The sequence below is a fragment of the Corynebacterium sp. CCUG 65737 genome, from assembly GCF_024454115.1.
GTDB classification, from domain to species: domain Bacteria; phylum Actinomycetota; class Actinomycetes; order Mycobacteriales; family Mycobacteriaceae; genus Corynebacterium; species Corynebacterium genitalium.
In genome coordinates this window covers 12,164-24,580 of the sequence record NZ_JAGPZB010000003.1, presented here as the reverse complement: position 1 = coordinate 24,580, position 12,417 = coordinate 12,164, and the positions used below count along the sequence as shown (strand labels likewise).

Annotated in this window: 11 protein-coding genes and 1 pseudogene; 7 read left to right on the top strand and 5 right to left on the bottom strand. The window is 62.2% G+C overall.

All coding sequences use genetic code 11. The features are described 5' to 3' along the window. The first annotated feature begins 29 nt into the window (after positions 1-29). Entirely contained in the window at positions 30-2,246 is a 2,217-nt protein-coding gene (locus KBX17_RS03285) for a malate synthase G (RefSeq protein WP_256018505.1), read from the top strand. A 50-nt stretch (positions 2,247-2,296) separates the two neighbouring features. Here KBX17_RS03285 and KBX17_RS03280 read toward each other — a convergent pair whose 3' ends face one another. Next, positions 2,297-2,566 carry a type II toxin-antitoxin system RelE/ParE family toxin gene (locus tag KBX17_RS03280; protein ID WP_005287846.1) on the bottom strand — a complete coding sequence of 90 codons (270 nt, stop codon included), beginning with the start codon at positions 2,564-2,566 and terminating at the stop codon, positions 2,297-2,299. A gap of 8 nt (positions 2,567-2,574) precedes the next feature. Then, positions 2,575-2,787: a type II toxin-antitoxin system RelB family antitoxin gene (relB, locus tag KBX17_RS03275; protein ID WP_005287849.1), complete on the bottom strand. Its 213-nt coding sequence runs from the start codon at positions 2,785-2,787 to the stop codon at positions 2,575-2,577. A gap of 87 nt (positions 2,788-2,874) precedes the next feature. Here relB and KBX17_RS03270 point away from each other — a divergent pair, with 87 nt between their 5' ends. Both KBX17_RS03270 and KBX17_RS03265 read left to right on the top strand, forming a co-directional pair. Continuing rightward, positions 2,875-4,368 carry a DUF1846 domain-containing protein gene (locus tag KBX17_RS03270; protein ID WP_256018503.1) on the top strand — a complete coding sequence of 498 codons (1,494 nt, stop codon included), beginning with the start codon at positions 2,875-2,877 and terminating at the stop codon, positions 4,366-4,368. 73 nt (positions 4,369-4,441) lie between these two features. After that, the gene (locus KBX17_RS03265; protein ID WP_005287854.1) at positions 4,442-5,335 is read left to right on the top strand and encodes a rhodanese-related sulfurtransferase; all 894 of its coding nucleotides are present in this window, start codon (positions 4,442-4,444) and stop codon (positions 5,333-5,335) included. On the opposite strand, the gene KBX17_RS03260 is transcribed toward KBX17_RS03265, so the two are convergent. The 3 genes from KBX17_RS03260 to KBX17_RS03250 all read right to left on the bottom strand — a co-directional run bounded on the left by KBX17_RS03260 (position 5,323) and on the right by KBX17_RS03250 (position 7,368). After that, complete coding sequence (locus KBX17_RS03260) at positions 5,323-5,808, bottom strand: hypothetical protein (protein ID WP_005287856.1); 486 nt, start codon at positions 5,806-5,808, stop codon at positions 5,323-5,325. The two genes, KBX17_RS03265 and KBX17_RS03260, sit on opposite strands and share 13 nt — an antisense overlap. 32 nt (positions 5,809-5,840) lie before the next feature. After that, the gene (locus KBX17_RS03255) at positions 5,841-6,809 is read right to left on the bottom strand and encodes a universal stress protein (protein ID WP_005287859.1); all 969 of its coding nucleotides are present in this window, start codon (positions 6,807-6,809) and stop codon (positions 5,841-5,843) included. Positions 6,810-6,909: 100 nt separating this feature from the next. After that, the gene (locus KBX17_RS03250) at positions 6,910-7,368 is read right to left on the bottom strand and encodes a MarR family winged helix-turn-helix transcriptional regulator (RefSeq protein WP_005287862.1); all 459 of its coding nucleotides are present in this window, start codon (positions 7,366-7,368) and stop codon (positions 6,910-6,912) included. 109 nt (positions 7,369-7,477) lie between these two features. Here KBX17_RS03250 and KBX17_RS03245 point away from each other — a divergent pair, with 109 nt between their 5' ends. The 4 genes and pseudogenes from KBX17_RS03245 to KBX17_RS03230 all read left to right on the top strand — a co-directional run bounded on the left by KBX17_RS03245 (position 7,478) and on the right by KBX17_RS03230 (position 12,386). Continuing rightward, positions 7,478-7,840, top strand: a complete 363-nt coding sequence (locus tag KBX17_RS03245; RefSeq protein WP_040423453.1) for a DUF5318 family protein — start codon at positions 7,478-7,480, stop codon at positions 7,838-7,840. Between the two features lie 152 nt (positions 7,841-7,992). Continuing rightward, positions 7,993-10,220: pseudogene (locus KBX17_RS03240) on the top strand (transglycosylase domain-containing protein). A 10-nt stretch (positions 10,221-10,230) separates the two neighbouring features. Next, positions 10,231-11,769: a glycosyltransferase family 87 protein gene (locus tag KBX17_RS03235; RefSeq protein WP_005287870.1), complete on the top strand. Its 1,539-nt coding sequence runs from the start codon at positions 10,231-10,233 to the stop codon at positions 11,767-11,769. Positions 11,770-11,912: 143 nt separating this feature from the next. After that, complete coding sequence (locus KBX17_RS03230) at positions 11,913-12,386, top strand: hypothetical protein (protein ID WP_156774794.1); 474 nt, start codon at positions 11,913-11,915, stop codon at positions 12,384-12,386. Positions 12,387-12,417 lie beyond the last annotated feature (31 nt).

Genomic DNA, 12,417 nt, shown 5'->3' with positions numbered 1-12,417 from the left:
GTCTACTTGGCTGAAAGGATCTCTGCCCTATGACTACGCCGCAATTCGAGGACCGCACGGAGCGCGTCGAGGTAGCTGGCCTGCAGGTGGCCCGCCCGCTCTATGACTTTGTCAACGACACTCTGCTGCCGGAGATCAAGCCCGAAACGAACCTGGACGCGGAGAAGTTCTGGGCCGATGTCGCGCAGTACTTCGCGGACCTGGCTCCGAAGAACAAGTCGTTGCTGGCCCGCCGCGACGAGCTGCAGGCCACCATGGATGACTACTACCGCGAGAACCCGGGCCAGCCGGACCCGAAGGAGCACGAGGAGTTCCTGCGTTCCATCGGCTACATCGTCGACCAGCCGACTGACGGTGCAATCCGCACCGAGAACGTCGACGACGAGTTCGCTAACGTCGCCGGCCCGCAGCTGGTGGTGCCGATTACGAATGCTCGCTTTGCCATCAACGCCGCGAACGCGCGCTACGGTTCGCTCTACGACGCGCTGTACGGCACCGATGCCATCCCGACCGACGGTGGTGCCGAGCCAGGCAAGGGGTACAACCCGGTTCGCGGCGACCGCGTGATCGAGTGGTCCCGAAACTTCCTCGATGAGGCTGTGCCGCTCGAGGGCGCATCCCACGCCGAGGTCGACTCCTACGAAATCACCGAGTCCGGCGAACTGAAGATCACCGCTGACGGCAACGAGGTCTCCCTGAAGGAGCCGGAGGTATACATCGGCTACCAGGGTGAGCAGTCTGCTCCGACCGGCATGGTGCTGCGCCACAATGGCCTGCACATCATCATTCAGCTCGACCGCGAGCACCCGGTGGGCAAGACCGACCGCGCTGGTGTTGCTGACGTCGTGCTCGAGTCCGCCGTGACCGCCATCATGGACTTCGAGGACTCTGCCGCCGCAGTTGACGGTGCTGACAAGGCCGCTGCTTACCAGACCTGGTTCGGTCTCAACCGCGGCGACATCTCTGAGACTGTCGCTAAGGGCGACAAGTCCTTCGAGCGCAAGCAGGAAGACGACCTGACCTATACCGCGAAGGACGGCTCCGAGGCCACCCTGCACGGCCGCGCCATGATGCTGTGCCGCAATGTGGGCCACCTGATGACCACCCCGGCCATTCTCTTTAACGGCGAGGAAGTCCCGGAGGGCCTGCTCGACGGCATCATCACTGTTGCCTCCGCTATCCCGGGCCTGCGCAAGGACAACGCGCACGGTAACTCCCGGACGGGTTCTGTGTACGTGGTGAAGCCGAAGCAGCACGGCCCGGAAGAGGTCGCTTTCACTAACGAGATCTTCGACCGCGTCGAGGAGATCCTGAACCTGCCGAAGAACACCGTCAAGGTCGGTGTCATGGACGAGGAGCGCCGCACCTCCGTCAACCTGGACGCGTGCATCATGGAGGCCGCGGACCGCCTGGTGTTCATCAACACCGGCTTCCTGGACCGCACCGGCGATGAGATCCACACCTCCATGCAGGCCGGCCCGATGGTCCGAAAGGCGGACCTGCAGACCGCGCCGTGGAAGCTCGCGTACGAGAACCACAACGTCGACGCAGGTCTGGCGCATGACCTGCCGGGCCGCGCACAGATCGGTAAGGGCATGTGGGCAGAGACCGAGCATATGGCCGCGATGCTGGAGAAGAAGATCGGCCAGCCGCGCGAGGGTGCCAACACCGCTTGGGTCCCCTCCCCGACCGGTGCGACCCTGCACGCTACCCACTACCACCAGGTCAATGTCCACGAGGTGCAGGACGAGCTGCGCGCCGCTGGCCGCCGCGACGCCTACGCTGACCTGCTTACCGTTCCGGTCAACACGGGCGGCGACACCTGGTCCGACGAGGAGAAGCAGCAGGAGCTGGACAACAACTGCCAGTCCATCCTGGGCTACGTGGTCCGCTGGGTTGAGCAGGGCGTCGGTTGCTCGAAGGTGCCGGACATCCACGACGTGGACCTCATGGAGGACCGCGCCACCCTGCGCATTTCTTCCCAGCTCCTTGCGAACTGGCTGGTCCACGGTGTCATCACCGAGGAACAGGTCGTGGAGTCTCTCGAGCGCATGGCGAAGAAGGTCGACGAGCAGAACGCCGGGGACGCCAACTACCTGCCGATGGCCGCCGATTACGACGCTTCTATCGGCTTCCAGGCCGCGAAGGACCTGATCTTCAAGGGCACCGAGTCCCCGGCTGGCTACACCGAGCCGATCCTGCACGCGAAGCGCCGCGAGTTCAAGGCCGCCCACGGGGTTGATTAATCGGGTCTAGATCCGATTGCTAGCGCCGCTACCGTTTCGGTGGCGGCGTTCTAGTCTCCGTAGACCACGCTTCTGTGGCCGACGGTGAAGACCTCAATGGTGACTGTTTCGTCCTTAATGAGTGCGAGAATCCGGTAAGAGCCAACTCGGTAGCGCCATTCCCCGGAGCGGTTCGCTGTCAATGATTTGCCGAATGCGCGCGGGTCAGCGCAGCCGTCGAGGTTGTTTTTGATCCAGGTAGCAAGAATTCGGGCGTCGAATCGGTCCATCTTCTTGAGCTGTTTACGGGCCTTGGCGGTGAGTTCGACTTTGTAGGACATTTGAAGCGTTAGCGCAGCTCGGTGAGCACGTCGTCGATGGTGAAGCGCTCGCCGGAATCGTCGGCGATCGCCTCACGTAGTTCCTGCAGGTCATAAGTATCTTCGATCTTTTCAAGAATGGCGGAGCGGGCGAAATCGGAGATCGTGACGCCGGAGAAGCTCGCGAACTTGCGGACCAGCTCGGCGTCCTCTGCGTTCATGCGGATTGTCATCGTGGCCATGAATACATTGTATTCACTCGGCTTGCGTGAACAAGATTCCCCAGGGCTCTATGTATTCTCTTTAGGGTGCGGCGCTAAGGAGGGCACATGGGGTACACAGTCGGATTCGACCGCGACAAGTACATTGCGATGCAGTCGGAGCAGATTTCGAAGCGTCGTGAAGCAATCGGCGGAAAGCTCTACCTCGAGATGGGCGGCAAGCTTTTCGACGACCACCATGCCTCCCGCGTCCTGCCCGGGTTCACCCCGGACAACAAGATCGCCATGCTCGAAGCGATCAAGGACGAAGTGGAGATCGTCGTCTGCGTCGCCGCGCCTGACCTGGTCCGGCAAAAGGTCCGCGCGGACATCGGCATCACCTACGAGGACGAGGTTTTAAGGCTTATCGACGGCTTCCGCGAGCGCAACTTCCTCGTGGACAACGTCGTGATCACCCAGTACGAAAGCGGCCCTGACCAAGCCGATGCCTTCCGGGACAAGCTGGAGAAACTGGGGTTGACGGTCAATCTGCACCGCGTGATTCCCGGGTACCCGAACGATATTTCGCGGATCGTCTCGGAGGAGGGCTTCGGCCGCAACGACTACGTGGAGACCTCCCGTGACGTGGTGGTGATGACCGCGCCGGGCCCGGGCTCCGGCAAGATGGCCACGTGTCTTAGCCAGGTGTATGCCGACAACAGGCGCGGCATTTCCGCTGGCTACGCAAAGTTCGAGACATTCCCTATCTGGAATCTGCCGCTCGAGCACCCGATCAACCTGGCCTATGAGGCAGCGACGGTCGACCTCGACGACATCAACGTCATCGACCAGTACCACCTGGCCGCGTACGGTGAGCAGGTTTCCAGCTACAACCGTGATGTTGACGCGTTCCCTCTGCTCAAAGCGTTGCTGCTCGAGGCGACGGGGACGCAGCCGTACCAGTCCCCCACCGACATGGGCGTGAACATGGCAGGCTACGGCATCTCCGACGACGCCGCCTGCCGGTACGCCGCCAACCAGGAGATCATCCGTCGCTTCCTTGCCGCGCAGGTCGACGCGCGCCGGGGTGATGTGGCTGAGAACGTGCCGGAGCGCGCCGCGAATGTCATGCGCAAGGCAGGGCTGACTGTGGAAGACCGCCCGGTCGTCGGCCCGGCGCTCGCGATTGCTGACACCACGGGCAATCCCGGCGCGGCGCTGGAGCTTCCCGACGGTTCCATCGTCACCGGCAAGACCTCTGACCTGCTCGGACCATCGGCAGCCGTGCTGCTCAACGCCCTGAAAAAGCTCGCCGGCATTGACGACGAAGTGCACCTGCTCTCCCCCGACTCGATCGAGCCGATCCAGACGCTGAAGACGACGTACCTCGGCTCGCGCAACCCTCGCCTGCACACTGACGAGGTGCTCATCGCGCTGTCCGCTTCCGCCTCGGAAGACGACAACGCCCGGCTCGCGCTGGAGCAGCTGCAGTCGCTGCGCGGTTGCGATGCTCACATCACCACCATCTTGGGTTCTGTGGATGAGGGGATCTTCCGCTCGCTCGGTGTGCTGGCAACAACGGAGCCGGAGTACTGGCGCAAAACTCTGTACCACAGGCGTTAACACGCCTGTCCCCCTGAGGGGACAATCCCGCGTTTGATTTCACCGTTCCCCGCTGACTCCATACACTAGTGGTGTGACCAGCAAAATCCTGCTCTACTACCAGTTCCGCCCGATCCCGGACCCGGAGGCGATCCGGCTCTGGCAGCGCGACCTGTGCGAGGGGCTGGGCCTCAACGGCCGGATCATCATCTCCCCTGACGGCATCAACGGCACCGTCGGCGGGGACATCAACGCGTGCAAAGCGTACGTCCGCAAAACCAAGGAATACTTCCGCGGCATCGAGTTCAAGTGGTCCGAGGGCGGCAAGGAGGACTTCCCCAAACTGTCGGTCAAGGTGCGCGACGAAATTGTCACCTTCGGCGTGCCCGAGGAATTGCGTGTCGACGACAACGGGGTCGTCGGCGGAGGCACGCACTTGAAGCCGGAGGAGGTCAATGAGCTCGTCGAAAAGCGTGGCGACGATGTCGTGTTCTTTGACGGCCGCAACGCGTACGAAGCGGAGATCGGCAAGTTCAAAGGCGCTGTCGTGCCCGATGTGGAGACCACCCACGATTTCATCGCGGAGCTCGAGTCAGGCAAATACGACTGGATGAAGGACAAACCAGTCGTGTCCTACTGCACGGGCGGAATTCGCTGCGAAATCCTCTCGTCGCTGATGAAGAACCGCGGGTTCGAAGAGGTCTACCAAATCGACGGCGGCATCGTGCGCTACGGGGAGAAGTACGGAAACTCGGGTCTGTGGGAAGGCTCGCTCTACGTGTTCGACAAGCGCATGCACACAGAGTTCGGCGCGGGTGCGGACGATGACCCGGAGTTTGTGCAGCTCGGCCACTGCGTGCACTGCGGCGCGCCGACGAACCAGCACTACAACTGCGCGAATGAGCCGGAGTGCCGGCAGCAGTACTTGAGCTGCGAAGCGTGCCGGGCGGAGAACCCGTACTGTGCGGAGTGCTCTCAGGGCGCGTAATCGGCGGCGAGCATGCCAACCGTCACCGTGAGCCACAGCATGGTGAACGGGACCAGCGGTAGCCAGAACACGCCCATCCACGGCATCCATCGCTCATAACGGTTGAGCTTGCGCACCATGATCACCGCGCAGCCGAGCAGAGCGGCGACTGGGTAGATGGAGCTCAGGGTGGCCCACCACGTGCGGGCGGCTTGGGAACACAGCCACGTGGCCTCTCCCGCTTCGCACAGCGGACCGCCGACGAGACGGAAGATCAGCGCCAAGAACCCTGCGATGAGGAACGTGCCCGCAACGGATGCGACACCGAACCAGATGGCTTGGCGGGTGGACGCCTGGTTGCGCTCGTTGAGCTGGGCGGGATCGGGTTCGTTTGCAAGCTCATCGAAAGAACGCGGTTCCGGGCGCACCTTGTTGTAGTAGTCGGCCGCTCCATGCAGGTCATTCTCCGGATGGTCCGGGCGGTCAGAGGGCATACTAGGCATAGCCTCCACCCTAGACTCCCCTGCTAGCGCTGCGGAAAAATCACGACGGGCACGGGAGCGTGCTCCAAGAAGTCGGTCGCGCGCGGACCAGCGAAAACACAGTTGGTTGTGGCCGGCCGGGACGCGAGGAAGAGCACGTCGCCCTTCTTCCACTTCTGCGAGTCCACCACGGTGTCCCAGCCGTCGCCGGCGCTGACCCGGGTTTCCACTTCGAAGTTCTTCAGGCCCTGCACGCCGAGCTTCTCGGCCATGTCCGAGACGACATCACGGGCCCGGTCGAGGAGGGCCAAGGATGTCTCGTTCCATTCGTCGATAAACGCGCGGTGGGGTGCGATCTGCTCGTTGTAGTCGTAGGTTTCCTCCGGGGAGAACGCCATGATGCGCAGATCGACGTCGAGGATCATCGCGATGGCGGCGGCGCTGGCAATGCCGGTGTTCGCGGCTTCATCGTTCTCATCGAGGAACGCGAAGTTGACCCGCGTGATGCCCTTCTTCGACAACTTCACCGCGCGCGGCGCCAACCCGACGGAGACCGGCGACGAGTGCATGAGCGCGTCCGCGGTGGACGTGGCCTTGAACCGTCCTTTGGCTGCCTTCGGTTTGGAACCGACTAGAACAAGATCGGCGTGAAAACGCTCGACCTCTTGCGTGAGCAGCTCGTAGCGCGGGGAGCCGTCGCGGAATACTGCGTAGTCCTCGTCCCACGCACCGCGCGGGACGTGTTCCTTGAGCGCTTCCCGGATTGCACCGCTGCGCTTCTCCTCAATCTCTTTAAGCCACTTCTTGTACTTCTTGCTGGTCTTGTTGCGCAGATGCGACCAGGGCTGCTTCTCGGTGGAAATCACCCGGATCTGTGCAGGCATGGTGCGCGCAAGCCAGCCAGCGAAGTGCACCGCCTCTTCCCCGGATTGATCCCAGCCCACAGCGATGCGCAAAGGGCGCTCCGGACCGACAGAGGTTAGGAGCTCAGGAGTGAGGGGTAAAGGATTCATAATGGCGCGCGAAAGAAAGGGATACCGTTAACGGAATACTAACGGTTCCCTAACTTTACATGTCTGCGAGGGGGTGTCGCGCGCCGTTGCGCCTGTTCGGCTACTCGACGTTGCCGGTGTTGTAGCTGTCGGCCAATGGGCCCAGGATGCGCGAGGCTTGCTGGAGCAGCGGAAGCAGCTCGTTGTCAAGCGTGCCAATCATCTCCGCGACGTACTTCACGCGCTCGTCGGAGACGCGCTCGTATTCCTTAATGCCTGTATCGGTCATCTCCACACGCACACCGCGGCGGTCGTTCTCGTCGCGCACGCGATGGATGAGGTTGCGCTGTTCCAGCTGGTGCAGGGTATTCGATGCCGTCGGCATGCGGATTCCCTCGTCGGCGGCGAGCTGACTAATGCGCATCGGGCCGGACTCGATGAGCCGTTCCAAAATGGAAAGCTGCGGCCCGGTCAGGTCAGACTGCTCGGAAATGCGGAAATAAGCGACGTAAAGCTTGGTGAGAAAAGGGCGGACATCCTTTGCGATTGCATAGGCGTCTTCGGGATTAATTTGTGACATGCGCTCGAGTGTAGAGGTAGTTGTACAAACAAACGAATATCCGATCGTCCTCAAGGTTGTTGTCTCTGTCACATTTTCGCCGCCGGTGGGGACGGATAAACTCAGCGTAATGTTCCGTTTCGAAGGAGAGGTCTCGCACGAGTGGGAGCGGCGCGCGGTGCTGCGCGACTTTCAGGCTGGTCGCGTGCAGCGCGAGGAGCTTTGCGACGCCGATTTTCTCCTCAAGGCCGCCGGCCGACACCACGGAGTCGACTCTGCCCGACCGTGTCCTATCTGCGAAGCAGTGATGCGGGAGGTCCTGTGGATTTACGGGGATAACGTGGGTCGCCGCTCCGGAACAGCACGCAGTATTGATGAGATTGACGGCATAGTCGCAGAGGTCGGCCCCGTCACCGTTCACCGCGTGGAGGTCTGCGAGCGCTGCGGTTGGAACCACTTGCTGACCGAATCCCAGGCCGTCCCCGAGCTGTGAATCGCGAATGAAGACGGGGGGGATACTGGGTGTTTTGTTGGTTGAGCAAGTACCCTGTCCTAGAGGTTTAAAGATTAGGCAGGGACACCCCATTGGCACGAGACACTGAATCCACCGGTAAGAAGCCGGAGCCCAAGAAGCCGACGCAGAAGATGTCGGCCGATAAGGCGACGGCAGATAAGGCGAGTAGTAAGCCCGGCGCTAAGACGGGCACGAAGCCGTCCGAGAAAGACTCCAGCACCCGTGTGACCAAGAAGAAGCGTCGCCGCGGGCAGTGGCTGGCAGCCCTGGCGTTGGCCGTTGTGTTGCTTCTGCTTGTGCCGCTGACGATCTTCGGTGTCAACTACGCCAAGGCGGACCTGCCTCAGCCGGGCGAGATTGACACCCCCCAGATCTCCACCATCTTCTACAACGACGGCCAGAAAGAGCTGGCCCGCCTTGTCCCGCCGGAAGGCAACCGTGAGCAGATCGCGTTGGACCAAGTGCCGGAGCATGTGCAGAACGCTGTCTTCGCCGCTGAGGACCGCGATTTCTGGGACAACTCCGGATTCTCCTTCACCGGTTTCGGCCGCGCCTTGCTCGGCCAGCTGACGGGTAATGACTCTGCTGGTGGTGGTCAACGATCACCCAGCAGTACGTCAAGAACACCATCGTGGGTAATGAGCGTTCTTATACCCGTAAGTTCAATGAGCTGGTCTACTCCATCAAGATGACCAGGAACTGGTCCAAGGAAGAGATCCTCACCGGATACCTGAACACCATTTACTTCGGCCGCAACGCCTACGGTATTGAAGCCGCCGCCCACGCCTACTTCAGCAAACCAGCCGCCGAACTGTCGGTCGAAGAGGGCGCTTTGCTTGCTGGCCTGATTCAGCTGCCCAGCCAGCTTGACCCGTGGAACAACCCGGACGAGGCGCAGAACCGCTGGGACTACGTGCTCGACGGCATGGTGGATCAGGGCTGGCTCAGCGCGGACGAACGCGCCGGGGCCCAGTTCCCGGACACGCGCGACCCGGAGACGTACTCCGCCTACACGGAGGCCACCGGCCCGAACGGTCTGATCAAGAACCAGGTGATCAGGGAGCTCGAGCAGATCGGTATTTCTGAGGCGGACGTGACCAACCGCGGCCTGCAGATCAAGACCACCATCGACCCGCATGTCCAGCAGCAGATCCTCGATACGGCTGAGACGCAAATGGCGACGCTGCAGGAGGATGCCCGTACCGGTGTCGTGGCGATCGACCCGAAGAACGGTGAAGTGCGCGGCTACTATGGTGGCGACGATCCATCCGGTTGGGACTATGCCGACGCTGGCCTGCAGACCGGTTCGACATTCAAGATCTTCGGTCTTGCGGCTGCGCTGCAGCAGGGCATCCCGCTGTCGGCGCCGTACGACTCCTCCCCCGTCACCGTCGGTAGCGCCTACATCACCAACTCCGGTGGCGGTGGCGGCGGCATGACCTCCATGGCTGACGCGCTGAAGAACTCCTACAACACCTCTTTCATCCGCATTCAGTCCGACCTGGACGACACCACCAACGACACCAAGGAAATGGCGCACGCGCTGGGTGTCGCCCGCCAGCTGCCGAATGTCCCGGAAACGTTGACCGAGCACGGTGAGCAACCACTCGACGGCATCATTCTGGGCCAGTACCAGTCCCGCGTTCTGGACATGGCCACGGGTGTGTCCACTCTGATTAACCGTGGTGTGTGGCACCCGACGCACTTCGTCCAGCAAGTCACCTCCGCCGATGGCGAAGTGCTCTACGAGTTTGATCCGGAGTACAAAGAACGCCGCGTGAACTCCCAGGTGGCAGACAACGTCGTCCAGGCGATGCAGCCGGTCGCTGGCTGGTCCCATGCGGCCCTGGCCGGCGGCCGCCCGTCGGCGGCAAAGACCGGTACCGTCCAGCTGGGCAACACTGGCCTGTCCAAGGACGCCTGGATGGTCGGCGGCACCCCAGAACTCTCCGTCGCGGTGTGGGTTGGTACAGCCGACAACACCACGGCCATCTACAACTCTTACGGCGGCACGATGTTCGGTGCGCAGGCCCCTGCCCAGATTTGGAAGGGCGTGCTCGACGGCGCGCTCGACGGCAAAGAATACGGCCAGTTCCCCGACGCCAAGCCAATCAATTGGGGAGTTGACCCCTACTCCGGCGGCACCTACGGCGGACAAAAGGGCTACTCCAGCCAGGATACCTCGTACAACTACAGCCAGCCTTCGCAGCAGCGGTCCGCTGCACCCGAGCCACAAGCACCGGCGGCATCGGCCCCGCCGCCTGCCCCGGCACCGGCCCCGGCCCCGCCGCAAGCGCCAGAACCGGCACCGGAGCCACCGCCGAGCTTGGGTGAGATTCTCGACGAACTGGTCCAGTAAGGGGGGCGAGGTGAGCGTCGATAAGCGTCGCGCTGTGTGGGCGAACGCCGCTGACCGCGTGCAACCCGGAAAAACGGAGCCGGTTGCGCGCGGGGTCGTGGAAACCTTGGGCGGCCCCATGGGCCGTTTCGCGCAGATTGGCCGTGGCCGTTGGTGGACACCCCTGCGTGCCATCATGTCGGTGGCCTGGGTTTTCATGGCGCTCGGTGCACTGAGCAAGTCCAACTGTGCGCGCGGCAAGCTTGTCGACGGCTCCCTGCAACTCAACTGGGACGGCAACCGCCAATACACCTCTTTCTGCTACAACGACATCGTTCCCCTCTACGGCGGGCGCGGCCTTGACCAGCCAGGATTCGTTTACGACTACTCCTGGCAGGAAGGCGACCTCACCCGGTACATGGAGTACCCGGTACTGGGCGGACTGTTTCAAGGCGCGATGGGCTGGCTCTCTCGCAACACCTATCCCCTGGTCAGCTGGGCACTGCCGGATTCCGGTTGGTACTTCTACGTCACCGCATTCGTCATGGCGGTCATCTGGGTCTTCACCGCCCGCATGGTGGCCGAGCTGGCAGGTAACCGCATTTGGGACACCATGTTGGTGGTGGTCTCTCCCCTGCTCATCATGCACGCCTTCACCAACTGGGACATTCCCTCCATCGCGTTCATGGTCGGGGCCTTGCTGGCCGCCCGGAACAAGAAGTTCTGGCTCGCGGGAGTGCTCATCGGGCTGGGCACGGCGTTCAAGATGTGGCCGCTGTTCCTGCTGGGTGCCTACCTGGTCATTGCGCTACGCAAGAAGAAGGCCATGCCGTTCGTGCAGATGCTGGTAGCCACGGTGGTGTCGTGGCTGGTAGTCAACGTGCCAATCATGCTGTACAACTACGACGCCTGGCACGAGTTCCAGCGCCTGAACACCGAGCGCGGCTGGGAGTGGACCACGATCTACGCCGTGGCCTCCCGCGCCTTCGGGTGGAACGGCTTCGATTCCGGCGACGGCGCGCCGGTGATCCTCAACGCGGTCACCCTCGTGCTTTTCCTAGCAGGCTGTCTATTCGTTCTCGTCGCGGGATTAATGGCACCACAGACTCCGCGCGTCGCGGAACTGTTCGTGCTCATCGTTGGCTTCTTTCTGCTGTTCAATAAGGTGTGGAGCCCCCAGTACTCGCTGTGGCTTGTCATTCCGGCAGTGCTCGCACTCCCCCACTGGCGCCTGTTGCTGTCGTGGATGACGGTGGACATGTTGGTCTGGCCGATCCTCATGTGGCACATGATGGGCACCGACAACCTCGGGTTGCCCGGTGGGATGCTCAACCTCATTGTGGTCACGCGCGACGGTCTGATCATCGCGATCATGGTGCTCACCGTCATGCAGATGTACGGTCGCCGCCGCGACAAGGTGCGCGACGCCCACTTCGGGTGCGACCCGCTGCTGACCACACCCGCGGACTGGGAGGAGGCGAAAAAGACGTGGGAACCGCAACAATCCTCGGAATCTGCTCGATCTTCATCGGGTTCGGACTCTTTGCAGGGTGTTTCTTCGCAGTCGTGAAGAAGAAGCCGATGGCGCTCTCTGTCGCCTTAGGTCTCGCGGCGTTCATCTTCATGACGTTCGTGCCGGTCTTCCTGGCGGTGTTCATCGCAGCGCCCAACGCTGGCAGTTAACTGCCAGAAACCTTCTGTAGGGTGGAAACCATGAACATTAAGAGGGTTTCCGCTGCCATCGCTGCCTCCGCTTTGTCCCTCTCCGCGCTCACTGCGTGCGGTGAGACGGACGACGGCACCACCGGTACCGACGCCGGAGCCGAATCCACGGTGGCCGAAGAGGTTGAGACCGAAGGCGACGATCAAGTTCAGCAAGACGACGTAGCCGGCGATGATGACGCGGACGACGCAGACGACGCAGACGATGCCGATGATGGTGACGACGCTGCTGGTCGTGAACTGCCGAAGGAAGTGACTGGTTACACCCCAGAGGCGGAGTCTGAAATGGCTGACGAAGGCCTCAGCGCAGCTGATGTCGAGCGTGCCCTCGCCGCCGCCAACGATAATGAGCCCGGTGTGGAGACCAGGTGGGAAGACGACGGGTTCTGGGAAATCGCCTCCGGTGAGATCGACATCGATATCGACCCCCAGGGTCTGGTCCTCGACGTAGACAAAGACGACTAGTTAGCGCCGCACGTTTCCTAGCGCCGCAGAT

Coding starts and splice junctions, on each gene's coding strand:
- KBX17_RS03250 (WP_005287862.1), bottom strand. CDS start 7,368: ATGTCACAAATTAATCCCGAAGACGCCTATGCAATCGCAAAGGATGTC.
- KBX17_RS03260 (WP_005287856.1), bottom strand. CDS start 5,808: ATGCCCTCTGACCGCCCGGACCATCCGGAGAATGACCTGCATGGAGCG.
- KBX17_RS03255 (WP_005287859.1), bottom strand. CDS start 6,809: ATGAATCCTTTACCCCTCACTCCTGAGCTCCTAACCTCTGTCGGTCCG.
- relB (WP_005287849.1), bottom strand. CDS start 2,787: ATGGCCACGATGACAATCCGCATGAACGCAGAGGACGCCGAGCTGGTC.
- KBX17_RS03285 (WP_256018505.1), top strand. CDS start 30: ATGACTACGCCGCAATTCGAGGACCGCACGGAGCGCGTCGAGGTAGCT.
- KBX17_RS03245 (WP_040423453.1), top strand. CDS start 7,478: ATGTTCCGTTTCGAAGGAGAGGTCTCGCACGAGTGGGAGCGGCGCGCG.
- KBX17_RS03280 (WP_005287846.1), bottom strand. CDS start 2,566: ATGTCCTACAAAGTCGAACTCACCGCCAAGGCCCGTAAACAGCTCAAG.
- KBX17_RS03230 (WP_156774794.1), top strand. CDS start 11,913: ATGAACATTAAGAGGGTTTCCGCTGCCATCGCTGCCTCCGCTTTGTCC.
- KBX17_RS03270 (WP_256018503.1), top strand. CDS start 2,875: ATGGGGTACACAGTCGGATTCGACCGCGACAAGTACATTGCGATGCAG.